The organism is Magnetococcales bacterium (genome assembly GCA_015232395.1).
GTDB lineage: Bacteria > Pseudomonadota > Magnetococcia > Magnetococcales > JADFZT01 > JADFZT01.
In genome coordinates, this window is the sequence record JADFZT010000001.1 from 1 (window position 1) to 25,643 (window position 25,643).

At 55.8% G+C, this 25,643-nt stretch carries 18 protein-coding genes, 1 tRNA gene and 5 pseudogenes; 8 read left to right on the forward strand and 16 right to left on the reverse strand.

The features are described 5' to 3' along the window. The first annotated feature begins 564 nt into the window (after positions 1 to 564). The 6 genes and pseudogenes from HQL52_00005 to HQL52_00030 all read left to right on the forward strand — a co-directional run bounded on the left by HQL52_00005 (position 565) and on the right by HQL52_00030 (position 4,026). Positions 565 to 816: pseudogene (locus HQL52_00005) on the forward strand (S-layer homology domain-containing protein). After that, positions 811 to 1,008, forward strand: a pseudogene (locus HQL52_00010) (S-layer homology domain-containing protein). The pseudogenes HQL52_00005 and HQL52_00010 overlap by 6 nt, the downstream one beginning before the upstream one ends. Further along, positions 1,003 to 1,770 (forward strand): annotated as a pseudogene (locus tag HQL52_00015) (DUF1566 domain-containing protein). The pseudogenes HQL52_00010 and HQL52_00015 overlap by 6 nt, the downstream one beginning before the upstream one ends. 177 nt (positions 1,771 to 1,947) lie before the next feature. Next, a pseudogene (locus tag HQL52_00020) lies at positions 1,948 to 2,286 on the forward strand (DUF1566 domain-containing protein). A 282-nt stretch (positions 2,287 to 2,568) separates the two neighbouring features. Further along, a pseudogene (locus HQL52_00025) lies at positions 2,569 to 3,117 on the forward strand (formylglycine-generating enzyme family protein). Positions 3,118 to 3,183: 66 nt separating this feature from the next. Continuing rightward, positions 3,184 to 4,026, forward strand: coding sequence for a formylglycine-generating enzyme family protein (locus HQL52_00030; GenBank protein MBF0367822.1), 843 nt, complete (start codon positions 3,184 to 3,186; stop codon positions 4,024 to 4,026). Between the two features lie 578 nt (positions 4,027 to 4,604). On the opposite strand, the gene HQL52_00035 is transcribed toward HQL52_00030, so the two are convergent. Then, positions 4,605 to 4,681 (reverse strand) — tRNA-Arg (locus tag HQL52_00035). Positions 4,682 to 4,778: 97 nt separating this feature from the next. Continuing rightward, positions 4,779 to 5,708, reverse strand: coding sequence for a hypothetical protein (locus tag HQL52_00040; GenBank protein ID MBF0367823.1), 930 nt, complete (start codon positions 5,706 to 5,708; stop codon positions 4,779 to 4,781). Between the two features lie 375 nt (positions 5,709 to 6,083). Between HQL52_00040 and HQL52_00045 the strand changes: the two genes are divergently transcribed. Next, complete coding sequence (locus tag HQL52_00045) at positions 6,084 to 6,452, forward strand: hypothetical protein (protein ID MBF0367824.1); 369 nt, start codon at positions 6,084 to 6,086, stop codon at positions 6,450 to 6,452. 320 nt (positions 6,453 to 6,772) lie between these two features. Here HQL52_00045 and HQL52_00050 read toward each other — a convergent pair whose 3' ends face one another. Further along, a complete protein-coding gene (locus tag HQL52_00050) occupies positions 6,773 to 8,674 on the reverse strand; it encodes an ATP-binding cassette domain-containing protein (GenBank protein ID MBF0367825.1) in 1,902 nt (633 codons plus the stop codon). A gap of 46 nt (positions 8,675 to 8,720) precedes the next feature. Then, positions 8,721 to 9,986 (reverse strand): radical SAM protein, encoded by a 1,266-nt coding sequence (locus HQL52_00055; protein MBF0367826.1) that lies wholly within the window; start codon positions 9,984 to 9,986, stop codon positions 8,721 to 8,723. Between the two features lie 208 nt (positions 9,987 to 10,194). On the opposite strand from HQL52_00055, the gene HQL52_00060 reads away from it, so the two are divergent. Continuing rightward, positions 10,195 to 10,992, forward strand: coding sequence for a PhnD/SsuA/transferrin family substrate-binding protein (locus tag HQL52_00060; protein ID MBF0367827.1), 798 nt, complete (start codon positions 10,195 to 10,197; stop codon positions 10,990 to 10,992). 318 nt (positions 10,993 to 11,310) lie between these two features. Here HQL52_00060 and HQL52_00065 read toward each other — a convergent pair whose 3' ends face one another. From HQL52_00065 to HQL52_00120, 12 genes are all read right to left on the reverse strand, one after another. Next, positions 11,311 to 12,267 carry a hypothetical protein gene (locus tag HQL52_00065; protein MBF0367828.1) on the reverse strand — a complete coding sequence of 319 codons (957 nt, stop codon included), beginning with the start codon at positions 12,265 to 12,267 and terminating at the stop codon, positions 11,311 to 11,313. A gap of 632 nt (positions 12,268 to 12,899) precedes the next feature. Beyond that, the gene (locus HQL52_00070) at positions 12,900 to 13,832 is read right to left on the reverse strand and encodes a hypothetical protein (protein ID MBF0367829.1); all 933 of its coding nucleotides are present in this window, start codon (positions 13,830 to 13,832) and stop codon (positions 12,900 to 12,902) included. Between the two features lie 86 nt (positions 13,833 to 13,918). Next, a complete protein-coding gene (locus HQL52_00075; GenBank protein ID MBF0367830.1) occupies positions 13,919 to 15,307 on the reverse strand; it encodes an O-antigen ligase family protein in 1,389 nt (462 codons plus the stop codon). Further along, entirely contained in the window at positions 15,304 to 16,398 is a 1,095-nt protein-coding gene (locus tag HQL52_00080; GenBank protein ID MBF0367831.1) for a hypothetical protein, read from the reverse strand. The genes HQL52_00075 and HQL52_00080 overlap by 4 nt, the downstream gene beginning before the upstream one ends. Positions 16,399 to 16,415: 17 nt before the next feature. Beyond that, complete coding sequence (locus tag HQL52_00085; GenBank protein MBF0367832.1) at positions 16,416 to 18,782, reverse strand: AAA family ATPase; 2,367 nt, start codon at positions 18,780 to 18,782, stop codon at positions 16,416 to 16,418. A 39-nt stretch (positions 18,783 to 18,821) separates the two neighbouring features. Then, positions 18,822 to 19,412 carry a polysaccharide export protein gene (locus HQL52_00090; protein ID MBF0367833.1) on the reverse strand — a complete coding sequence of 197 codons (591 nt, stop codon included), beginning with the start codon at positions 19,410 to 19,412 and terminating at the stop codon, positions 18,822 to 18,824. An 18-nt stretch (positions 19,413 to 19,430) separates the two neighbouring features. Continuing rightward, positions 19,431 to 20,762: an outer membrane beta-barrel protein gene (locus HQL52_00095; GenBank protein MBF0367834.1), complete on the reverse strand. Its 1,332-nt coding sequence runs from the start codon at positions 20,760 to 20,762 to the stop codon at positions 19,431 to 19,433. 41 nt (positions 20,763 to 20,803) lie between these two features. After that, positions 20,804 to 21,853, reverse strand: coding sequence for an undecaprenyl/decaprenyl-phosphate alpha-N-acetylglucosaminyl 1-phosphate transferase (locus HQL52_00100; protein MBF0367835.1), 1,050 nt, complete (start codon positions 21,851 to 21,853; stop codon positions 20,804 to 20,806). A 324-nt stretch (positions 21,854 to 22,177) separates the two neighbouring features. Then, complete coding sequence (locus tag HQL52_00105; protein MBF0367836.1) at positions 22,178 to 23,446, reverse strand: glycosyltransferase; 1,269 nt, start codon at positions 23,444 to 23,446, stop codon at positions 22,178 to 22,180. A 3-nt stretch (positions 23,447 to 23,449) separates the two neighbouring features. Beyond that, complete coding sequence (locus HQL52_00110; protein MBF0367837.1) at positions 23,450 to 24,604, reverse strand: glycosyltransferase family 4 protein; 1,155 nt, start codon at positions 24,602 to 24,604, stop codon at positions 23,450 to 23,452. Beyond that, positions 24,597 to 25,340 carry a class I SAM-dependent methyltransferase gene (locus HQL52_00115; GenBank protein ID MBF0367838.1) on the reverse strand — a complete coding sequence of 248 codons (744 nt, stop codon included), beginning with the start codon at positions 25,338 to 25,340 and terminating at the stop codon, positions 24,597 to 24,599. Before HQL52_00115 ends, HQL52_00110 begins: the two co-directional genes overlap by 8 nt. A 66-nt stretch (positions 25,341 to 25,406) precedes the next feature. After that, a partial coding sequence (locus HQL52_00120) for a DUF3368 domain-containing protein (protein MBF0367839.1) occupies positions 25,407 to 25,643 on the reverse strand: 237 nt, incomplete at its 5' end.

Below are 25,643 nucleotides of genomic sequence, written 5' to 3' on the forward strand. Positions count from 1 at the left end.
GATGCGCTAACAGGGGCTGTGGGGGAAATCTTGGAGACATTGCGAGAGGCACACCCTGATAGGCTGGTCAGGGATTTGTGGAAAGGGTGATGGGTCACCCTGATGGTGGTGTGGATTCTATAAAAAGAGAGGGGCCAAGGGAGGAGTCAAGTTCTCCCAGTGGGCATTGAGAGTAAACCAGGATATGCGGATGTTGTCGGGAATGATGATCCCCCTCTAACCCCTGAAAAGAGCGTCGCTACAGCTCCAGGATCGATCTTTATGGCTTCAGGGCACCTTTGCCCCTTCCCTGAAGGAAAACCGTATTTCAAGGAGGGAAGCGGGCGGATTAGAGCAACGCTGTGAATGTGTTGCCCTACTTCAAGGAGTGTAGTGCACAGGATGCATGTCTCCCACACAATTTAACAATATTCAAGTGTGCAATGTTGTTTTTTGGTCATCCATGCGCTGGTTAGCAAGTGACTCCTTAGTATGGATTGACAAGCGAAATGGGCGCATTTGAGTAGCGCCATGAGGGTATTGAACCGTTATAGAATTATCTTGGCTTGCTGGGGTGCTGAATGAATGAGAAGCTGTGACTTTATTGCTATCAATCATTTCCCGCCTTGGAGATTCGCCGTGAAAACAATTCTCTCCCTCATTGGCCTTTTCATCCCCCTGTTCCTGAACACTTCCCCAGCATCGGCTTTCACCGACGTTTCAAGTGGCCACTGGGCCTATGATGAAATCGAGATCATCGCTGATGAGGGTATCACCCTGGGTTGCGATACAGAGAGTTATTGCCCTGACAGTACCCTGCAACGGGCAGAGATGGCAGTCTTCCTGATTCGAGTCCTGTATGGCTCAGACCATATCCCTGATACCGCTTCCGGCTTGGTGTTTGATGACACTCCAGCCGATTTTTGGGCTGGCAATTATATCGAAAGCCTAGCTGAGTTGGGGATTACCAGCGGTTGCACTGACACCACCTTTTGTCCCAGCCGGGAAATCACACGCTCTGAGATGGCGATTTTCCTGCTGCGGGCCAAATATGGCTCCGACTATCAGCCATCAGGGGCAACGGGCAGTGTCTACGGGGATATTTCTTCAGATTATTGGGCGGGGGCTTTCATTGAGCAACTGGATGCTGAAGGGTTTTCCGATGACACCATTGATCCATCAAAAACGTGCGATACCGGAAATTTCTGTCCCAGCCTGACCATCAACCGGGCCGAGATGGCTGTTTTTCTAGTGCAAACTTTCGGGTTGACTGGATCAGCCACAGATCCTACCTCGGAAGCCTCAACCGCTTTGGTCCCTCAGACTGGGCAAACAACATCCTATGCAGACGGAGATGATGGAGATTTGAAGCCGGGTGTTGAGTGGCCTTCCCCTCGTTTCATCAATAACGGCGATGGCACTATCACCGACTCTCTGACCACACTCACATGGATGCAAAACGCTGATTGCTTTGGGTTGCAGGATTGGGAAGCGGCTCTTGAAAAGGTGTCTGGGATAAATGCAAGCACAGAGACCTGTAGTGGCTATGGTGGCAGTTATACAGATTGGCGTCTGCCGACAAAGAATGAGTTAAGGAGCCTGATCAACAGCAGCCAATATGATCCCCCCTTGCAAGCCGACCATCCCTTCATTGATGTACAATCATACTGGTATTGGACTTCATCATCTTACGCCTATAGCGCAGAGACGCAGGCTTGGAGCCTTAGCCTTGCGAGCGGTGCTTACGGCTGGGCCGCCAAGACAAGTACCGATTATGTTTGGCCTGTCCGTGGTGATGTCCCAGAGGATGATTCCGAAAGCCAAGCTCTGGTTCCCCATTCAGGACAAACCATATCCTACGCCGATGGAGATGATGGTGACCTTCAGCCGGGGGTGGCTTGGCCTGATACACGGTTTACCGACAACAGCGACGGTTCCATCACCGACAACCTGACCACCCTTTCATGGATGCAAAACGCTGATTGTTGGGGGGTGCAGGATTGGGAGGCCGCCCTCTCTCTGGCAACGGCCTTAAATGAAAACACAACCTCATGTGACGGATACACCGGTGAGCATTCCGATTGGAGGCTGCCGACTGTACTGGAGCTGGAAAGCCTTTTCGATAACGGCCAGTCGGGACCAGCATTACCATCTACGCACCCATTTGCTGGGGTTCAATCCAGCGTCCCCTATTGGTCGAGCACATCAAGCGCAAGCGATACAAGTGCGGCCTGGACGGTCACCTTCGAGAGGGGGGTGAACAGCCCCATATCCAAGGCAAATGAAGAGAATGTCTGGTTGGTGAGAGATGGGGAAGCTATCACAGATGGAGATTCCGACGGCGATGGGGTGAATGATGCTGAAGACGCCTTTCCAGATGACTCCACTGAAACCACCGATACCGATGGAGATGGGATCGGGAACAACGCTGATACCGATGATGACGGTGACGGGATGTCGGATGAGTTCGAGGAGCAATATGGCCTTGACTCCCTAGATGCTAATGATGCCGCTGACGATACCGATGGTGACGGCTCCACCAACCTTGAGGAATATCAGCAGGGAACCAGCCCGACGGTAGCTGATGACATGGATTCCACAGATGATCTTATCACCAACTCCCTTGATATGGACTTCGTGCTTATCCCCTCTGGTACCTTTGAAATGGGGTGTGATGAAGGAAATAATGACAGTGGGTCAGGATTACCCTGTCTTCCAAATGAAAACCCAGCGCACACCGTTACTATCACGCAAGATTTCTATATGCAGTCTACAGAGGTGACACAGGCCCAGTGGCAGGCGGTGATGGGAAGCAATCCATCCTCTTTTTCAAGTTGTGGTGATAGCTGTCCAGTCGAGACGGTCTCTTGGAATGATGTTCAGGGATTTATCGATGCTTTGAACAGCATGGTTGAAGGAACGTATCGGTTACCCACTGAGGCGGAGTGGGAGTACGGCTGTCGAGCGGGGACCACAACCGCCTGGTCATTTGGGGATGATGACAGCCTGATCGGGGATTATGCGTGGTATGGCTCCAATTCCGATAACGAGCCTCACCCAGTTGCCCAAAAAGAGCCCAATGCCTGGGGTCTTTTTGATATGCATGGGAATGTCCTCGAATGGGTTCAGGATGAGTTTTCTTTCACGGCATATTCAGATCATGCACTTGAAGATCCAGTGTATGAGGTGGATGGTGACACGGAGATGGTGACACGTGGTGGTTACTATGGCTATCAACCTAATGGCCTACGCTGCTCCTACCGTAGGGCAAACTCTCCGGCTAACAACAACTACTATATCGGCTTCCGTTTAGTGTGGGACCCGACCGAGACGAGGATCACCAATTCTCTTGGAATGGTATTCACTCCCATCCCCTCTGGCACCTTTGAAATGGGCTGCGAAGGTGAAGACAGCGAATCCGGGTATTCCTGCAACTCTGATGAAGCCCCTATCCATACAGTCACCATCACCAAGGATTTATATATGCAAACTACCGAGGTGACCCAGGGGGAATGGGAGGCCGTGATGGGAACCACTCCTTCCTCTTTTTCCGATTGTGGTAATGATTGCCCCGTTGAAACCGTTTCCTGGGATGACGTTCAGGATTTCATTGACTCCCTGAATGATCGTAGGGAGGGATCCTATCGGCTACCCACTGAGGCAGAGTGGGAATATGCCTGCCGGGCTGGAACCACTACAGCCTGGTCGTTTGGGGATGATGAGGATCAGTTGGGCGATTATGCTTGGTATGATTCCAATTCTGACAGCCAAACCCACCCTGTGGCGCAAAAAGAGCCTAATGCATGGGGTCTGTATGACATGCATGGGAATGTTTACGAATGGGTTCAAGATACATATTCCGACAGCGCTTACTCCAGCCATGCGGCTGAAGACCCAATATATGAGGGAAGCGGTCTTGCTCCCGTGGCTCGTAGTGCTGGGTGGTACAGCAGTAGTCTCGAGGGTCTTCGTTGTGCCCGTCGTTTTTTCCACTCACCAAGTGGGGGTGGCTATGGTTTGGGTATCCGCTTAGTGATGATCCCGTAGGCGGTGCCCCACCCAATCACTTTCCGGCAGCATCTGGCCAGGAAAGGGTGAGGGAGTCCTCAAACCCCCACGCTTCAACTCTGGAATCGATTTTAAGATTCAGGGATGCCCACTTGTCTCGCCTGGGTGACTAAATCGATTTTAGCTCTCTTATAAGAGGCTATGAGGGGCGCATGATGCCAGTCGGCTTTAAGACGGAACCACCGCCAAAAGGATGGATGGGGGGCTTATGGTCGAATTGGGAGCGAGGATAGACTAATTTTACGTGAAGGATAAGTGATGCAGCATTCATCCTGGTGTGACGGGTTTTGTGTTTTAGATAGATTTAAAAAATGACCGCTATAAAAAAAGGAAATGATTGGCCGCCCCTAGCTTCGGCTGGGGATTTCTTTTCCCGTGGAGGATGAGGATGGGTTGAAGGAAGAGCCTTTGGATAGAGATGAAGCTTGTTCAAGGTTAACCCAAAGGCTGTCAAAGGGGGTGCAATAATTTCCTCTGAACTTCTTCCGACGGTAGCACCAGGGTAGCACTAAGTGATTTCTTGGTCTGGCTTAACCATGACAACCCATTGTTTTAATTGGTGTCCCCGGCGCGATTCGAACGCACGGCCTACGGATTAGGAATCCGTTGCTCTATCCGACTGAGCTACGGGGACATGGGAGGGAATTGTAATCCGTTTTTCGGTGGCCAGCAACGATTGGGGTGGTGCTTCTGGGAGCGAGCGTGTCGCCAAGCAAAGCCGATGCATTTCATCACCCCTGTGAAAGGGAGGCGAAGAAAATACAGGTTCCGAACCACAGGGTGGCAATGATAATGATATCCCGCGTTGTGATGGCATAGAGGCTTTTTTTAAACAGGCGGGGCTTCTTTTGTTTCCACATTTCAATGGTTTGAGCAGGTGTAAGGTGACCCAGATTGGACTGGGTGATCTCCCCGTTATAGAGAACCTCAAAGCGATCCAAAGCCTGGTAAAGAGCCTTTCTGGAACCAATACCCGCCTCTTTGAGAAGGACGCTGATGCGTTCGTTCTGAAGCGCCAGACCTGACTCATCCGTTGGTGCTGAATCAATGATCCGCTGGTCGATATTCAGCCGCCCACACGCCTGATAAAAGGGGTGTTCAGTTTGGGCCGGGGCTTCAGCTGAAGCGGGCTGGCAAAACGCCTCGCTGTTTTCCGTCAGCACGTGGGAAATGCGAAATGGCGCCGCCTTCTTCAAAATCTGCAAAAAAGCGATCCCATCTTCCGGCCTCTTTTCTTGAAAAACAGTCATATACACCCAACGCGTCGCCCGATCAATCCCGACAAACAGAAACGACACCCCCTCACCATCCTCTACAGGCGGCAGCGGTTCGACATTGAGATAGATGAAGCCAGGGTCGCATTTTTTGAACATTTTGCGCGTGGTTTGAGCGCCGTTGGCTTCCTTGAACTGCACATCCCTGAAATCAGCAATATTTTGCAGTTTCAAATAGTTGGCAATGGCCTGCCGGGAAAAATCCCGATTAAAAATTCGGTTACAGACCGCTACCAGATCATCCAGGGGAAGCAGGAGATTCTTACTGAGTACAATGAGGGCCGTCTCCTGGGGCGGAGTGAGGCTCTCTTGACGGGCGCTTGATTCCGGAGCGGCTGCCTGGGCTGGCCGGTCGTCAACGGGGTCTGTCTGGGAAGCAACGTCCATGATATCCGTGGGCAGGCAAGTTGGGGGAGATCCCGGTTGATCCAAAACAATAAGGTTGATCCTGCTAATCAGAGAACGAATGGTAAACGCTATCCTCGCCCCTTGTCCATACGAGGGGTGTATCAAGCCATGGCAGGCTCCCCCAAAAACCGCTTTTCTCTGTTTAGCCCCAGCCCGAGACACCCTGCAAACAGGCCGACAAACCGCCCCCTCCTGTCCCCCCAAGCCAGATAAAAGCCCCCCCTGAAACCACAAGGAAATGTTAAGTATATGACGGGTTTGTAAAAAGGCCGTGACAATCTTTTTCTTTACCACTGATCAGTGTAGATTGCTTTTCAGTAAACACACCCAAACCAGATTTGAAAGGTCACGAACATGAAAAAGCAACTCATCCTGGCAGCAGCCGCAGTGGCATTTTTCGGACTGACAGCAGCCGCCCAGGCGGAATGTGTGGTCCATTATGTGCGGACCGCTTGTAAAGGGCAGGAAGCCATCTCCTATAAAAAATGTGGCGGCAAGCAAGCCTGCGACAAAGTGAAACCCGCCGACACCGCCGAAGCCTGTAAGGCCAAAGCCCTGAAATCCTGCAGCAACAGCCGTTTGGACATCACCAAATACAAAAAAATCACCGCTGACTTCAACGGCAAAGCCCTGGTGGGTGGATTTGATGCCACCGGCAACCCCAAAGGCGATGGCCTCAACTTTTGCTCCGCCAAGCGTCCTGACCTCAATCAGTGCGACTGATTCACCCGCTTGAAATAGCTTGAGCCTGCTGGATGCGTGTTAATATCTGCCAGATCGTTGCTTAAGCCTGCTGGATGACTGTTTGAGACGGTTCCCCGGGATTATCTCAAAGATAAAAGAGAATCCACCTAAACCCCCTTGCCAATCGTTTCGGTTACTCCCCCGAAATAGGCGGCAAAACCGTCTTCAGAGAGTCTACCAAACCCGGATCGGAGATAACTCTTCGGTCCGGGTTTTTGTTTTGAGTTCCCCTTTGAGCCTTGCCCCCCCTTCTTAATCCATAACCTTCGTCTGGAGCGTTTACTGGCCAGCACGCGATATCATGAGCCTGCCCCCTTGCTCTTGGCTTCCAACGCCTCCCACTGGGCATAGGCGGCTTCCAGCTCACCTTCAACCCCTTCCAGCTCCCCTTGCACCTCGGCTACCCGGTCTCTCTCAGACTGATAAAATTCCGGATCTGCCAATTGAGCGTTCAGCTTTTCGTGGGTCGCTTCCAAATTTTCGATTTGTCCGGGGAGTGCTTCCAGCTCCAGGCGTTCCTTATAGGTGAGGCCTGAAGCGGCTTTGCGGGGTTTGGCCGTAGGCTTTTTGGCTTTTTTGGCGTCTGCTGCCACCTCCGACGGGGGGGGAGTGCGTTGCTTCAACCAGTCGTCGTACCCTCCCGGATACTCCCCGATACGATGGTTTCCTTCAAACACCAGGGTGGAGGTGACCACATTGTTGATAAAGGCCCGGTCGTGACTCACCACCAGCAGCGTCCCTTGATAGCCCATGAGGAGAGCCTCCAGGAGTTCCAGGGTTTCCACATCCAGGTCGTTGGTGGGCTCGTCCAGCACCATCAGATTGGCGGGCTTGAGGAAGAGCCGGGCCAAAAGCAGGCGATTGCGCTCCCCCCCTGAGAGCACCTTGACCGGTGAGCGGGCGCGATCAGGCGTAAAAAGAAAATCCTGCAAATAGCTGATCACATGGGTTTCCCGGTCATTAAAGGTGATCATCTTTCGTCCCCCGGCCACACTCTCCTCCACGGTTTTTTCCAGGTCGAGTTCTGCCCGGTGTTGGTCGAAATAGGCCACTTCCAGGCGGGTGCCCCGTTGCATGGATCCGGCGGTGGGTTGAATCTGGCCCAGGAGCAGTTGCAGCAGAGTGGTTTTGCCGGAGCCGTTGGGGCCGATGATGCCGATGCGATCCCCCCGCAGGATGATGGTGGAAAAATCCTGAATAAAAGGGGTCCCGTCCCAGCTGTATTGGACCTTTTCCGCCTCCACCACCAGCTTGCCGGAGCGTTGGGCCCGGGATAGCTCCATGCGGACTTGCCCCAATTTTTCCCGGCGTTCCTGGCGTACCTGCCGCAAGCGGTGCAACTCTCTGACCCGTCCTTGATTGCGGGTACGTCGGGCCTGAATTCCCTGGCGGATCCACACCTCCTCCTGGGCCAGTTTTTTGTCAAATTTGGCCGCTTGTCCGGCTTCGGCGCTCAAAGCCTCCTGCTTACGGGTGAGATAGAGATCATAATTTCCCGGCCAGCTGGTCAAACGCCCCCGATCCACCTCGATGATGCGGCTGGCCAGGCGTCGGATAAATTCCCGGTCGTGGGTGATAAAGAGCAGGCAACCCCGAAAATTTTTCAGAAAACCTTCCAACCAGTCGATGGTTTCCACATCCAGATGGTTGGTGGGTTCATCCAAAAGCAACATGTCGGGCTTGCCCACCAGCGCCTGGGCCAGCATGGTGCGCCGTTTTTGTCCCCCGGACTGATCCTGGAAGGGCATCTCACCATCCAGTTTCAGGTGGGAGATGACCGATTCGATCCCCTGGTGCAGATCCCAAGCACCCTGGGCGTCGAGTTCATGCTGTAGTTTTTCCAGGGCGGCCATGCCCGCATCGTCAAAACGGTCGGCGAGTTTCAGGGTGGTTTCATGATAACGCCGCAAAAGGGCGCCCTTTTCCCCCACCCCCTCCGAAACCACTTCGAACACCGTCCCCCCTTGATCGTGGCTGATCTCCTGTCCCAGGCGTGCCACCCGCAGCCCTTTTTTCAAGGAGACCGTGCCGTTATCCGGCTGAATTTCCCCGGCCAACAGCTTAAGAAGGGTGGTCTTGCCCACCCCGTTGCGCCCCACCAGACAGAGCCGCTCATCAGGCTCAATCACCAAATTGGCCCCTTGGAGCAGGGGGGCGCTGCCAAAGCTGATGGAAATCTCATGGAGGGTGATCAGCGCCATGCTTGAAGGCTCCTGAAAAATACTGACAATAAACAAAAAAGAGGCATCATCCGCCCACAACTCCCTTCAAAACACAGCTTTCAGTGCACACGCCGGGGGCTCCCGTCTCCGCCAAAGCTATCTTGCGAAAAGTGCGTTGATTTTCAGGATGAAACCAGATCTGATCCAGGCTCTGGTGGTGAATGTCTCCCAGGGCGTGGCGGACATCCTGATCCACACAACACAGGGCAACCCGACCATCACAGGCGACGGTAAAATAGTTGATGGGGCTCAAACATCCCCCCTTGTGTTCGCTCTCTCGCCGGTAATCCTCGGGGGCGTTGGGAAACAGGATATTTTCCACCCGATTGAGCTTGACGTTGGGCTGGCTGCCGAAGAGTTCCTGGAAGCGTTGTTCCTGTTGGGAATCGACCGATTGGAGCTTCGAATCCATCAGCGCGATGGTCACCTGAATGTCGTCACTGGCGAGGGCCAAAAAGCCGTGAATGTTGTTGAGCACCTTGCCAAGATTGGCCCCCCGGGTGGCTTTGTAGATGTCGGGATCCAGGGAGTCGAGGGAAAAACAGATGGAAGTCAATCCCGCATCAAGCAGGCTTTTGGCGCGATCCCGAGTCAACAGGGTGGCGTTGGTGCCAAAGCTGGCTTCCCCGGCGTTGGCTTTTTTAATCAGGGTGATCGCCTCTTCCAGCCGGGGATAGAGGAGGGGTTCGCCGGTGCCGTGCAGATTGGCGATGTCGTAATAGCGGTTGTGGCACTCCTGGACCAGCTTTTCCAGGAGGGACCATTCGATCTCTCCCCGGGGCCGGGTCAGGTTGCGGCTGCCGCAGTAGGGGCATTTTAAATTGCAGTGGTTGGTCAGCTCCAAAGAGATGGTACTGGGGGGAGCAGGATAGAACACCTCCGCCGCCGGAGCCATCTCGGTGAGGGCCTCTGCCCAGCCGCGATCTTTCAGGATATTTTGCAGGTTTTGGTAGACTGCCCGACTTTTTGGGTTGAGCGTGAGGGATTTGCGCAGCACCATCGCCCCTCGGTCAAAGTTCCCCGCCTGGGCAATAGCACTCCCCAGGGTATTGAGAAAATTGGGATTATTTGGTTTCAAGGCCACAGCCTGGCGGATCAGCTGCAGGGCCTGTTTCAGGTTTCCTGATTGTAGCGCGAGGATGCCCCAGCGGTGGAGGGCCTGGTGGTTTTGGGAGTTGTGGGTGACGATTTGCTGATAAAGAGCCGCTGCCCCTTGGGGGTTGCCCGCTTTTTGCTGAACGATGGCCTGTTCCAGGGTGGGGGGAGAGTGGATTGCCGGGTGATGGGTCATGGGGCGCCAGTGGTTTCAGGTCAATGTATTGAAGGATTGGGTTGGCAGCGGATAGAATATAAAGTGGCCTTGGCATTTTTGCTTTTGGGATGAAATTTCTTGGCTGGCCTCCTTTTTTTGGATGATGACGGGGAAAGAGAGCGGGAACAAGCCCTCTCATTCATTATGGATCAATCAAGCCAAGTCTATTCGATGATAGAAAGGTAGCATGAAGATGGAAGCTGTTTTGTTGACGAGCGTCAGGCGGTTGATCGTGGTGGTGCTTACCCTCGGGGTGATGGTTTGGCCGCTTCTGGTGGGGCAGGGGGGGAAGGTGAGCGCTTCGGAGGTGAAATTGCGGACCGTTTTGCGGGTGGGGGATGGGGGGCAGCAGCGCAGTCGCCATCTGAAGCGCATCTCCAAGGCCATGGCCGCTGAGGGGTGCCCTGTGGCTCTGGAGGTACTCGCCAGCAACCAACCCACACCGGCAGGCGTTGATCTGGAATTTTCCCCCTTTCCCATTGATCAGGAGCGGCAACGGCTGGCCAACTTTCAGCTGCTGGTTCACGCCAGAAGCATCGATGGGGAGAGCCATGTGGCTGGGGCCATCCTGGTGCATGGGACCAGCGGGATTGAGGATTTGACCTTGTTGCGGGGTGAGGCGATTGGCTTTGTCTCTCCCGAGGCCATCTCCGGCTATCAGTTACCCATGGAACTCTTCGTACAAGCCGGGGTGGAGGTCAAGCCGGAGCAGCAGATATTTGGCGGGACCCATTCCGGGGCGGTGGCTCTGCTTCTCCATCGGGAGGTGCAGGGGGTGGGGGTGGCAGCACCGTTGGCCAAGGCGTGGTCCGGCGAGGGAGAGCTCGCCATGATTGCCGAATCAAAGCCTGTTGTTGCGGGTGGTTGGTGGCTCAAAAAGGGAATGGATGCCAGCTTGAAAAAAGCGTGCAAAAAGGGCATCACCACCCTCACCGGCAAGGCCCTGAAACCTTTCCCGGGCTGGATCGGGGGGTTTGGTGAGTGATTTATATAGCAATTCAAATCAAAAATTGGACATATGCCGCTGTACTTTTTCTGTCATTCCCGCGAATGCGGGAATCCAGGGTGCCTGGCACGAACCTTTCCAAATCTTGCATCACTTTCAGCAAAATGCCGGCCTTTCTTGAAGATTTGGTTTTTCCTTGAGGGCAATCATCAACTCCCTGGATCCCCGCCTTCGCGGGGATGACGAGTCAGGGAAAAATGTCCAACTTTGAGATAGAACTGCTATAAAACGAACAAAAAAAACGGGGCCGGCTTGTCTGCCTGGCCCCGTTTGATTTCCAGATAAAACAAACCGGATTTAAAACCGGAAGGAGTAGATAAACATCAGGCGATTGTCATGGGCGGAACCGTGATCCCGTTCAGCGGAAAACTGGGTGGAAAAGGTTTCATCCTCGCCCATGGCATACTGGGCTTCCAGAACTTCCCGGCGACCCTCTTCTCCAGCGTCGATCATCGCCCCGTAAAAGTGGATTCCCCGATAATCCCAAGCCGCCTGGAGCAGGTTTTCATCCTCGGAAAGCTCTCCACCGATGACCAGGCTGGAAAAAAATTCCCCTGAATCCGCAAAGGGTTTCAAGGGGCGCATCTCCAGCTTCATCCCTTCTGGATCCAGAGGGGTCCAGCCCAGCCGGATGGCCAGGGGGTTGCCGGGGCTCCAGGAGTGATCCAGCCAGGCGTGATCGTCGAATTGATAGTTGCCAAGCAGGGGAGGCAGGGTGACCAATCCCAAAAGATTAAACTCCTCGGTGGTCCAGGAGAGGAGGGGATTTTTTTCGGCGTGGCGGACAGCCAAAAGTTCGACATCGGATTTGATGGCATTTTCCGCCAGATCCAGGGCTTCTTTGTAAAGTTCCTTGCCGCGCTCCCGGCTGCGGTTGGTTTCGTCGTTGAAGTCCGGGGTCCAGGTGCGGTCAGGCTTCAAGAAAAAATCCACCGGTTCCCGCCAGGGGTCGATATCAGCCTCGGTGGGGGAGAGGGCGGCGTGGAGGGCTTTTTTCAGGGATCGGGCCAGGGTCACCTCTTCGTCGGCTGACGGAAAGGAGGAGGTGAACATCGTGTTGGTCCCTGAGGTGTCGTTGGTGGCGGCCCAATGACCGGCTGACGGAATGACATCAGAGAGGGGTGGCCCCCCTGCCTGGGCTGGTTTGACACCTGCCAGGGTGAACAGACAGGCCATAAAAAGGCAAGATGACACACTTAACGTGCCATAGCCGGAGCGTTGGTTTGTGGAGGCTCGGAAATTTTCCGATTCCATGGACGCAACGCCTTGATTTTGTGTAATACGCGCCCTTTTCATAGATTCCCTCCCAACCGTCCGGTTTCTCCGGATGGTTTCCACCTTTCCTTGTGGTTTTTCCCTGTGACTTTGGACACCCGGTAGCCAGGTTGGTTTCCGGTATTTTCCCAGTCAAACGCCTGTGATCGGCAATGTATCACAAAAGCACCATTTTTTCTTATGGTACCATAAAGCCTGGCCGGTTTGCTGGAAAAAAAACGCACACCCAAGCGTGACAAAAGCCATTATTCAACCATCCAAGTCTAATCGGTAGGTTGGGAGAAGAGCTTGATTTAAAAATGAGAGAGGGGGGTAGGGAGGGGAGAGAGGAGTGGACCGGTTGATACCAAATTTTGGTTCAAACAATGACGTTTGACTGCTTTGGGAAACCAAAGAAAAAACCGGAGAAACAGGTCAAGATTAAAATCAAAAGAAAAACACAAACCGTGGGGGCAAGCCCCCACACCCCCGGGGGGTGGTAAATCAAAAGATTAAAAAAATCAAAAGATAAGAGAAGCAGATCAAGATCAAAAGAAAGACCTTGGGGGGAAAGAATTCCCCCCAATCCCCCCCATCTTTTTTTTTAATAGTTTAAATCAAAAGCATATTCTTCAGGATGGACTGGGAACCATATCCTCATCCACAGGATCCTCACTGTTTTCCTGCCCGATAATCGCCGCCCCCAACACCTCACTCTCATCCGCACCCGACGCTATCGCCGCCGTCACCACCGCCTTTTTCTGCGCAGGAGCCACCGAAATAGCCGCAATCACAATGGCAGCTGTATCCCCTCCCGCACGAATCGCCGCCATCGTCACCCCAGCCGCATCCCCGGAAGAACTCACCGCAGCCGTCACCACATCCGTCGCATTGGCACCAGCCCGAATCGCCGTGGAAGTAACCGTGGCCAAATCCGCATTCAAATCCAAAGCCGCCGTCACCACCTCACTGGCACTCCCACCCGCCCGAATCGCCGCCGTCGTGACACTAATCACATTGGCGTTCACCAAAAGAGCCGCCGTCACCACCTCACCCGCATCGCCACCAGCCCGAATAGCAGCGCTGGTAACGAGCATGGGGTTGGCCTGAGCCTCAATGGCCGCCGTCACAACCTCTGAAACATTCGCCCCCGCCTGAATCGCAGCCGTCGCCACCTCCTTTATCTCACCACCCGCACCCAAAGCCGCCTTCACCACTTCCGGTGTGCGACCACCCGCCTCAACCGCCGCACTCACCACCTCTTGGGTCGACCCTCCCGACTCAATAGCCGCCGCCACCACAGCCGTAGCAGGCATGCCAATACTCACCGCCGCAGCCGTAGCCGACGCCGCATCCATGCCCACACCAATCGCAGTGGCAATAATCTGCCTGTCAGAAAGATTTCCCGCTTGCCGGGCGTTGCTCAAAACCGCCTGGTCCGGAAGCCCGGCAGCAAAATCACCGGCAATATCCCCCCGAGCACTCAAGGGAAAAATCAGCAACAGCACAGCTGAGAGGAAAAAAAACCGGATGGGAGATAAAAAACGCTTCCAGAGGCTCTTCATGGTGCTCCCCGATTCCAACGGGTGGATGTCCATTTAGAGAAGAATCATATCGGGAAAGTTGCGGTTTGGCTTCTCTTTTTTGCCCACTACCGCCGGGAACGCCGTTTTCTGATCGGTGGTGGCACATCCATCCCCCGCATCCCCAAAGCCAGCAACACCATGAAATAAAAGGCATTGGCCGGAATCTGAAAATTAAAGTCCGTCAAACCGTGCAAAGAGAGAGAGCCGGTGGCGGTCAAGCTGGCAAAAAGCAGCCCCCGGGCAAAAGGATCCTTACGAACCAGATAGGCCCGCACAATCATCACCCAGCAGATGAGAGCCCCAGCCATGATCAGGCCATACCCCACCACCCCCCGTTCCGAAAGAATTTCCAGATGGTCATTATGGGCGTGGTCGTGAAAAGAACCCGGCAGCCGACCATCCCGATAGAGGGGAAAGGTATAAGCGAAGGTGCCGGCCCCACTCCCAAGCAGAGGAAAATCAGCAATGATATCGACCGTCTGGGCATAGATACCCCAACGACCCTGCTCTTTTAAATCGGTCTCGATATAACGCCCGGTCAAATGGCCCAATCCAAACCAGGTGCCCGCCAGGATGGAGATCAAAAGCAGAGGCACCAAAAGCCGCTTTTCCCGCTGGGATTTGTGTTTACGCATCCCCGACAGGCTGGTCACCACCAGCAAAGAAACAAAAAGACAGGCGTTGCCGCTTCGGGATTGGGTCATAAACTGCGCCAGCAGCATCGAAACCATCAACATCGAGACGATCCCCCGGCGTCCGGTCAAAAATTTAAGCCAAGCGTGTAGGGTCTCCCCCCAGGTTTCCGGGACATTCCGGCGACCGTTCATCCAGCTGATCATGAGCCCCAACGCCACCGGAAAAGTCAGCTCCAAAAATCCCGCCAAATGGTTGCGATTGATAAAGGTACCACTCACAGGATTGGCCGGATCGGGGTCACCGGTCAAAATACCGAAAACCGCCTGAAAAGCCCCGGAAAGCATCACCACCCAAACCAGTTCCGTCAGACGCGCTCGGGTGGGTGTCAGCACCAGAGTCAGCCAAAAGGCCCCCAGGTAGGCGAGCCCTTTTAACAGCTCCACCCCCGTTGCGTGAGGATCCAGGCTGATGGGGCCAGCGCCAGGGGGCAGGATACCCGCTTCCCGCAAAATCACGCTGGTGGGGGAGAGGGGGGTCAGCAAGACCTCCGGCAGGGGAATCATCTGGATCACGGGATAGAAAAAACCCAGGATCAACAAAAATATCGCCATGCGCCCCCTGGGCATGGCCCCTTCCTGGCGATCCTTGCCCAACAGCCGACCCACCGCCCAAAGAGCCAACAGCCCAAAAATCCACACCTCGGCGATCCCCCAAGCCCAGGGACGATTGGAGCCCAGGGGGAGGGGAAGGAGGATCAAAAGCGCCAAAAAGGCCCGAAAGATCCAACGCTCCCAAAAAGAGTCCTCTTGGAGGTTCATTTCGATCCCTCCAGGCCGAGGTTGAGCCTTTGACGGGCGGCTTTTTCACGAGCGGCTTTTTTACGGGAATCGATGCGTTGTTGCTCGGCGCGCTTTTGCCGCTTGAGATAAGCCTGCTCGTTATAGTGCAATTTACGCCGTTTCAGCAGATCCGCCAAAAGAGCCAGCCACTCGGGATTGTTCCCCAGCATGGGCCGGACAAGATCCTCCTCGTGGAGGCGAACAGCTGTTTGCAGAATGTTCTGGCTGTAGCGGGGGAGGGCCTGGGTCACCAATTTTTGGATCATCCCTTTTTGGCTCGCATCCAACAGCGGCCACAGATTAAATCCGATTCGGGAGCCGGTTTTTTGCATCACCTCCGACCAGGGATCCAGGCGAATGGCCCGCATCAGCAGTTCGATGGTGTGATCCATCTTTTCCCCTGCCTGAATCCGGGCCTGCACCTGAAGGAGCAGGGGATAGCCCCAGCTGGGGCGGCGTTTGGCTGCTTCCTGATAGAGCGCTGCCGCCTGCTTGAAATCAGCCTTGGCTTCGTGACTTCCCGGGGGATGAATCCGGGCGCGATGGTGGTAGAGACGCGCCAGGGTGAGGTGGTGGTCGGCGTGGAAGGGCGCCAGCTTGCGGGACTGCTCAATGGCGTTGACCGCGAGCTGCCACATCTGGGGCTCCGGCACCTGGGGAACCTCCGGATCTTCCCAGGCATCGAGAATCAACCGGGCGGGAATGGTCTGAATACTGGCAAACCCCCACACCCCCGCCCAGACCAGCAGGGTGAGAGAGAACGCCAAAACCAGGTTATAGAGACTTTTTCGCCGCCAGTTGAGACGGGAAATAACCTCTACCCGCAAATCGTGGGCCGAACCATCCACCCCTAAAGCCGGATCCACCCCCCCGTTGTATAAACCTTCCCCCGAACCACTTTGAAAGGAGCCCACCGGTCCTTCTTGAAAGGAACCCGCCGCCCCCCCAGACGGAGGAGAGCCCGCTTCACCCTCAGGGGGAAAATCATCCTGAAAGGCGTCTGCCAAATCCCTTTCGGCGGCGCTCTCAACCCGCAGGCGGTTTTCTCTATCGTAAAAGGATTCGGCCATGATCCATTTGACTCCACTCAACCATAACCGTAGGTACTGCCATAACCGTAGCCATAACCCTTACCCCCCCGATAGTAGCTGACCTCTTTCATATCCACATTGTTCATCACCAGACCCAACACCCGGGCACTGGAGCGATAGAGCTGCCGGACCGCTTCCAGCACCATGTCCCGGTGGGCCTTGCCGGCACTCACCACAAACACCACCCCATCGGCCTGAGCCCCCACAATACGGGCATCGGTCACCGCGAGCACCGGTGGGCAGTCGATGACGATGCGGTCATAATCCTCCCGCAGGATTTCCATGATGCGGGTCCATTTGCGGCTGGCCAGCACCTCGCTGGGGAAAGGCAGGATCTCCTGGCAGGGGAGAATATGCAGCCCCTCCACGGTGGAGACGATCTCCTTTTGGATCATCATGCGTTCGTTGGAAGACTGCAACTCCTTGCCAAGCCCTGCAAAAATATCGGAGCCAATCCCCCCGCCAAAAGTATCCTGACCCACCAGCAGATTGGTAATCCCACCGGTGGAACCCACATTGAAAAATTGATTGAATCGGGGTTTGCGCAGATCCGCCTCCATCAGCAACGTCCGATCTCCAGACTGGTGGAACGCCTGGGCCAGGTTGACCGCCACCGTGGTTTTGCCTTCCGAAGGCACGGTGGAGGTGACCATCACCACCTTGGGAGGGGTATCGACGTTGGAAAAGAGAATGCTGGTTCGAATGGAACGTATCGCCTCGGCATAGGGCGAGCGGGGCTGGCTCGACATCATCCCCTCCGGAGGTGGCAACGCCTTGCCGATGGTGCTGGAAAGCTTGGGCAGAGTAGCCAAAATCGGCAGCCCGCTCATCTGCTCCAGCTCCGCCGGATCCCGAATGGTGCGATCCATATATTCCAGCATCAGCGCCAGGAACACCCCCAGCACCAAGCCGGCCATGCCCGCCAGGGTGACGATACGCCGTTTGTTGGGTGCAAAGCTGCCCCGGGGAGTTTGGGCAGGATCAACAATGCGAGCGTTGTCAGGCTCCATCCCTTCGCTGACGCCGGTCTCCTTGAACCGCTTCAGGAACATGTCATACAGCTCCCGGTTGGTAGCCACTTCCCGCTCCAGATTGGCGAGATGAAACGCCTTTTTCTGATAGCTTTGCAGGCGCATCTTTTGGGCGTTGAGCTGCTGGGCAGCTTTTTTTTCCTGAAGCTTGGCCACCGAATAGTCATGCTTCATGGTGGCGACGGAGCGGCTGACCTCCTCGGCAATTTTCTGTTTGATCTCCACCAGTTCCGCCTTGGAACGGATGATTTTGGGATGCTTTTCGCCATACCTGCCAGCCAGATCCGTCAGGCGCAGGCTGACCTTGTTGGCCTCTTTTCTCAGACTCACCACCAGCTGATTGTCATCCAGGGGCAGATCCCCCAGTTGGCCCTGATACTCCTTCAGCAGCGCCTGAAGCCGGTCGTAGCGGATTTCCACCTCGGTGCGGCGGGCCTGGGCCTGGAGCCAGCGGACGTTGATCGCTGAAAGCTGCTGGGCCTCCATGGACTCCTTTTCCTGGGATCCCACCAGGCCGGTCTGCTCCCGATAGCGCTGCAGCTCCCGTTCGGACTCCTCCAAACTGGTGCGCAACCCTTCCAACCGCTGCATGAGCCAGCCCGCTGCGTGCTGGGTCATCTGCAGGCGGGCTTCGAGTTTTTGATCGATATAGGTCTGGGCAACGGTGGTGGCCACCCGGGAGGCGATTTCAGGATCTTCGGAAACAAACGAAACCCGTACCAGCTGACTGTTGCGCACGGGGGCTACGGAGATGCGTCCAGTGACCGCATCCACCAGGGAGCGAAACCGTTCCGGGTTGAATTCGTTTTTGATTTGGGGGATGGCCTTGGGCTGGGGCAGATAGGCCATCAACCACGGGGGAATCCACTGTTTCCAGGTCCATCCCCGGCGTTTTTTTTGTAGGCTGGGATTAAATTCCGGGGCTAGATCAAGACGTTCCTGGCGCACCACCTCTTCCACCAGGTGGCGGCTTTTCATCAACTCAAACTGGGTTTGCAAGTAGGTCTGAGAGCCGGTATCCACCCCATAGATCTCCTCGATGGAGATCACCTTGTTTTTCTTCTGCTCGATCAGCATGGTGGTGGAGGCGCTGAAGAGGGGCACCATGGAGGAGACGTGAATGGCGGTGGGCAGCACCACCAAAAAAATGATGGCCATCACCTGCCACTTGCGCTTGAGCACCACCTGCCAATAATAAAGCAGGGGGATGCCCTTCTCTCCCTCATCTTCCGGAGGCGGGGGCGCATAGCCTGGAGGAGAGGGGGGGTGCGCCGGGGGATCAGCTCCTGGGGCCGCTTGGAGTTCCCGCTCTGTATTGACAACGGATTGCACTGGCTGGCCCCGGGAAACCTTTCATTTGGAAGGCCCCCGTTACCAGAAGCTCTCCATGATCGTTATGATGTCCCCGGGAAAAACCGGTTGGTTGAGGTTGATGGTGCGTTCCCGATAGTCGGGATCGTCCCCCCGGATGACGGTGATGCGTTGTTCGTCCGCCAAATCCGTAAACCCCCCGGCCAAAACGATCGCCTTGCGCACCGTCAAGCCCGGTTCAAAGGGATACCCCCCGGGGTTTTCCACCTCACCGTGGACGTAATAAATCCGATATTCACTCACTGTGACGGCCACCACCGGATGCAGGAGATAGCCATCCTGAAGCCGTTCGATCAGCTTTTCTTCCACCTCTTTGGCGGTGAGTTTGGCCACGTGGACCTCCCCCAAAAACGGAAAGCTGATCTTGCCCTGGGCGGAAACCTTGGTTTCCAGGGTCATCTCCGGTTCGTCATCCACGACGATTCGGATCTTGTCCCCCGGCCCCAGGCGATAGGTCGATTGCAGGCTGTCGGCTGTTTGCGCCGATACCGGTGAGTGGTTGACCCACCCCAGCAGAAGAACAACCATCACCCCAAGCCAGATCAGCCGGGTGGCGCTTGCTTCCGCTTTATGATTCGTTGGTTTGATCACTGTCATTCACCACATCAACTAGAGAGATCCGATAAGGGACAGCATGATCGCATTGCTGTCGTAGTCGTCTCCAACCTCGGTACTTCGCTTGATGGCGTGAATAAACTGAAAGTCCAGTGTGAACCAACGGGGAAACCGGTATTGCAACCCCACCTCTGCCGTCCAGTAATCTTCCTCTCTCTCTTCATAATCACTGCGGCTGGCTGAAAGCCCTCCTGTGAGGCTCAAGCGGCGGCGCAGTGCGTGTTTGACATCGGCCTTCAGCTGGGTCGATACATAGTGGTCGGCCCCTTCCTCACCCTCCTGAAAACTCCGGATGGCGGCAAAATTGACTTGGGTGCGCTCCCGGGGTTTCCAGATCACATCCGCCTCCCAGGTCATGGTGGTGGCGTCCTGATCGGGATTAAGCTCATAGCTCTTGTTGGTGGCACCGACCTTCAGGCGGCCCTCGGTCTTGGCCCGGGCCTTCCAGGTGATCCCCGCCAGGAGCCGCATCTCTTCGCTGTCCAGCAGCGGTGAGCGGTCGTAGCGGATATCCCGCCAGCCCAACTCGGTGAGGAGAGCCGTTTTCGGGGCCAGCGCCCACATCATGGTGAGTCCGGCATCGGTCCACTGCCGATCCAGGGACTCCTGATCGTTGTTTCGGGAGATCCGTTCGCTCACCCCCAGATCAACCAACGCCCGCACCCGGTTGAAGGTAAACTGGGTAGAGGCGGTCAAAGCCTGCTTGCGCCATTTGTTGGGGCCCAACTCGGCCACCACCTGCCCCGCTCCGGGCACACCCCGATCTTCGTGCTCCAGCAAAAACTGATATCCCAGGTTGAATTGCAGCTTGCGGTTGGGAATCAGCTCCAGATCCATGTTCAATTCATGGCCGGTATTGTTTTCGCTGTTAAGGTTCCAATACCGTTCGAATTCCGCCCCGTAAGTGACACTGAACCGGTTTTTGCGCCAATGGGTCACCAATTCGATGGCGGGCTCTATCAAAAAAATAAGATCGCTACGGGTGCCGTCTTCGGTTTTATAAATGTTATCTTCCCAGCTGGAGGTGATGCGCATTTCGGGAATCGCCCGAAAAATCCCCACCGGAATACCCCGGGGCCGCTGCTCCTCCGCCACCCCCTGGGAAGAAAAACCACCCGTCAGCACCAAAACCATAAGTGCCTGACGTGACAGGTTTTTTTTCTTCGGCAACCAGATGCCACGATGGGGTACGATCAATCGGTGCATCTTCGGGATGGACTCCATCCATAAAAATCGTCGGGCCGGGCCTGGGGCTGGTGAGGTTTCAATCCAGTCATCCAGTTGTTTAAAAAACGACCCGAAAAGATCCTGTAAGAAGTTCGGCATCTGCTCGCCTCTTTCTTTGAAACAGTCTTTGAAACGGTAAGTTAGCAATTCTCGTGCCTTTTCCAGAAACCAATGCTTGCCCAGCTATATGCAGCAAACAAAACCAGCAACAGATAAAACATCAGCGCATGGGGAACGCCGCCAAAATCAGCGGCAATGCCCACGATTCCAAACAGACTGGTGAGCCCCACCATGATGAGAAACACCTCCCCCTTGGCAAAGCCCATCACCAAAAAGAGGTTATGCATGTGTTGCAGATCGGGGCTGAAAGGTTTGCGTCCGGTGAGAAGTCGCCGGAGAATCGAGCTGAACATGTCGATCAGAGGAACGGCCACCAGCCACAGAGCGGTCACCGGGGCGAAGGCGGGATTGGATCCCTGGGAGAGGGTGACGGTAAACCAGGCCAGGGTGAGCCCCAAAAACATGGAACCGGCATCCCCCATGAAAATCCGGGCAGCTCCTCGGCCAGGCAGGGGCGCGTTCAACAACAGAAAGGGAATCAGCACCATCACCGACAGCCCCACCCACCACGCCTCCTGCCAGCGCCCCACCAACGCCGCCAGAACAAACAGCATCAACAGCGAAACCAGACTCTGCCCCCCGGCCATACCGTCCAAACCATCGGACATGTTGACGGCATTGATCACTCCCACCAGACAGATCATGGTAAAGGGGATTTCCCACACCCCCAGCACCACCTCGCCCAACCCCACCAGATCCCCCAGGGTGTGGACAGCGACCCCCCCCCAGGCGGTGATCATGAGGGCAATGGCAAATTCGGTGAGAAAGCGAAACCGCGCCCGCAACGTCTCCCAATCATCGACAAAACCGACGATGAGAGCCAAACCCGCCACCACCAGAAAGACCTCCCGCTCAAACCAGAGCCCTTCCTGGAGCAGGAGTGCCGGGACATAACCAAAAAACATCGCCGCCCCACCGATCAGCGGGGTGGGGGTTTTGTGGCGCTTGCGCTTGGAAGGGCGATCCACCCAGCCGATCTTTTGGGCCAGAGGCATCCCCACCTGAAGCGCCATTGCGGTCAAACCAAACCCCACCATCAAACTCTGCCAAGGCAGTGTCATCTCCGTCATGACCATCCCCCTCCTGAAAAAATGGTGATACACCCCAGCCCCAGACGATCTCCCCCAGATCCATTTCAGGCTTTATTCGATCTTTTTATTATTCCTTATCAACCCTATAGCAATTGTACTTTTGCCGTCATTCCCACGAATGCGGGAATCCAGGGAGTCTGACACGAACCTTTCCAAACTTTGCATCACTTTCAGCAGAACACAGGCCTTTCTTGAAGATTTGGCTTTCCTTGAGGACAATCATTAGCTCCCTGGATCCCCGCGTTCGCGGGGATGACGAGTCAGGAAAGGGAGTCCAATTTTGAGATAGAACTGCTATATACCCTATCCCCGGGCTTTCAGAGCGGTGATCGCCTCCCGGTAGATCTCTTCCAGATCTCCAGCCACCCGGTCCATGGTGAATTGGCTCTGGGCAAGTTGATAACCACGCTGCCCCATCTCTTGTTGACTGGATGGGTTCATGGCAAAAAATTGTCTGAGTCCTGATTCAAGCCCCGTCTCACTCGCTTCCACCTCGATCCCGCCCCCTTGCTCGGCCAGCGCCGGAAAGTGACACCCGGTGGTATAAATCGCCGGCAACCCCTGAGCCATCCCTTCCAGCAGGGCCATGCTGAACCCTTCGCTCAAGGAGGGGAGAACAAACCCGGAAGCGAGCCCCAAAAGATCCATCTTGGCCTCTCCCGAGACCGGTCCGGGGAGAAACAGCTGCTGATCGATGCCGAGGCTGACCAGTTCCTTTTCCAACGCCTGACGAAACCCCCGATAGTCGGGACCGGCCAGTACCAGTATCCAGGATGGCTCCCGGGAGATGATCTTGTTGGGTGAGTGAATATGATGGGCATCGGGAAGCTTGCGCGGATCGGCTCCAGGGGATCGCCCCATACAGTTGGCCCAGGCCCTGGCCAAAAGGCCCAACCCCTTTCCCTCCCACAGCCGCCCCAGATAGAGCAGCACCCGTTTGCCACGCAGGTTGGGCCAGCGTTGCAAGCCTCGCTCCAGATTGCCGTTTTGTTGAAATTCCGCTTTTTCCAGACCATTGGGAACGATCCGGATGGGAGTGGTGACCCGGGCCCTTCGACAGGCGGCCTCTTCTTCCTGGTTCAAGGCGTGCAGAGCCGCTGTGTGTTTGAGAATGGTGTTGCCCAGGAGCGCTCGATAGAGCCGTTTGTGGGGGGTGCGGTGGCGCCAGGGTTCCATCATGGAGCCGTGGGGGGTGAGGATAAATGGAATGCGATGCTTTTGGGCGATCCGGGAGGCGGCCCACACCGGATGATCCCAGAGCATGTGGGCGTGGACGACGTCAAATTCGGGCAGCGCCCGGACCAACGCCTGATACAGCCCCTTGCCCCGAAACCAGCGCCTGGGCCAGGTGGCGGGAAAGACCCGCACCCGGGCAAAGATTTTTTCCACCTCAGGGGTGCGCTCCGGCAGAGCCACACCGAACACCGTCACATCCATCTTTTCCTGCAGGGCCCTGGCGTGGCGCGCCACCACCGTCGCAGGCCCCCCCAAGGCGGGGTGGAGAATACCGGAAACGATGGCGATTTTCAGTCGGCGCGGGCCAGCACCAGGGGGAGGGGGGGAGGGGGACATGGGTCAACCCCTTCGGCGTCCATATCCATCCAGCACAATGGATTTGATGGTATCAACCCCCCTTTGCACCGGCCACTCTTCGGCCTTTTTGCGCGCCGCCCGACTCAACTGGGCCAAAAGCTCCCCATCTTCCACCAGCTGCTCCATCTGCCAGGCCAGGCGGGCGACATCGTCCACCGGATGGATAAAACCCGACTCCCCATCCACCACCCGATCCACTACCGCCCCGGTCATGCCCGAGCCCAACACCGGCACGCCGGCAGCCATCGCCTCCATCACCACCACCCCGTAGGGCTCCCAACGGGAAGGGTGCACCAGTGCGTCGGCTTCTTTCAGGGCCTGGGCCACCTCCGGGGGTTGCAGCCAACCGGAAAGGATCACGTGGGAAGAGAGATTTTTTTCCCGGATCATCTCCTCCAAAAACCAACGGTCCCGGCCATCACCGATCAGCCGCAGCTGCACCCGGGGGGCATTTTCTCCGGTATCGTCCCTCATGTTGTCGAGCATGCGGGAGAGCGCTTCGATGGCGACATCCCACCCTTTGCGAAAAATCAGCTGACCGATGCCCAAAAATCGCCGGGCCCCACGGGCGGGATTGCGGGGTGGGGGGCGCTTGCCGATATCCACCCAGTAGGGAAAGACCACGCTTTTTTCCGGGGGACAGCCCAAAGCTTCCACCGCCCCCACGCCAAAATCCCCGGTGGCAAGCACCCGGTGGGCGTTGGCAAAAATCCAGGCCAGACGTCTGGCCCGACCGATGCGCCTTAAAAGGGAGCGTTTTTCCGGCCCACTCCGGGTCCAGCGGATTTTTTGGGAGAGGGGGGTGTCGGTATAGTAAAGAAAGGGACGACCCGCCTTGGCCAGGACTTTCATGGCTGCCATGAGGGTGGGTCTCAGGTAAGAGGAGACCACAAACCAGGCCGCTTCTTCCCGCAATAGATCATCGATCAACCCTTCGTCCACCCGCAGGCGGGGATCGGCCAGATCCCACTCATAGGGGCGTTCGTCCTTGGTTTCGAAGGGGTGGGACTCGGTAGGCCCCATCATGATCACCACTCTCAGATCAAACGCCCCATCCGCCGCCAACGCGTCAAACAGCACCTCATGGTAAGGCGTAAATTCCGGACAGAGCCACACCAGCCGTTGGCGTTCACGCATGGCACGCCCCTTCCTTCACCCCTTCGACAATGAGGGTCCCCCCCCCGCCAATTCGCTCGGGTCGTTCGATGGCATCGATCCCGGGAATATCACTCGCCAAAATCTCCCGCTCCCGGGAGGTTTGAAAACCGGCTTCCTGAAACAATGCCATCAGGGAGTCCCGGTCGTAGAGCCACTTGTGGGAGTTAAAATCCACCAGGGCGTGATAGAGAGTCCGCAGGCGTGAGGGATAGACCGGGGCGTTGGGAGGCCGTAGTTGCAGCCGCTGCATGAAGGTATCCGCCGGGGTCTCACTGGGAGATTTGGGAGAGATGATCCGGTTTTGATAATCAGCGATATATTTGGCCAGATTGGGCACCGCCATGCGCACGATCCCCCCCGGACGGCAGGTGCGGTGGAGTTCTTTCATCAGCGCCTGGGCTTCGTTGCGGTGGAGGTGTTCGATGACATGGGAAGAATAAACCCCGTCAAAGGTGTTGTCGGGGAAGGGGAGCTTGTGGCGCAGATTGATCCGCACGATTGATTCCGGCCAGGGGTGCTCCAGATGGGTCCGGGGCAGCACCCTCAAAGCCACCGCCAGCTTTTTCAACCAGGGACGCCGGGCCAAAAAAAGATGCCAGGAGCCGTCACAGTTCAACCACCCCTCCGGCGCAAAATCCCCACAGCCCAGATGAAGCCGGCGGTGTTTGAGGGCCAACGCCAAAAGGGTATCAGAGGCCTGATTGGGAGTGGACATGGTCAATCAGCCCAGCGTCTAAAAAGTTTCAGGCCATTATCTGGAAAAAATTGATTCATCTTCCCATTATTCTCCCACTTCCAGGCATGCCTGTCGGACAAGCCTTTCCGACAAAAAATAGCCTTGTCGGATCATGCTTTCCAACAACGGTCGCACTTCGGATATCAAACCTTTCCGTTTGGCTGAAACCAGAATACCGGCACTTCCCTTGACCCGAAGACCATAGGCATGTTCAGCAATCCGCCTGGCACGCCGTTCATCAATCAAGACAAATCGGGCGTTGCATTGAAAAGCCAGTGCTAT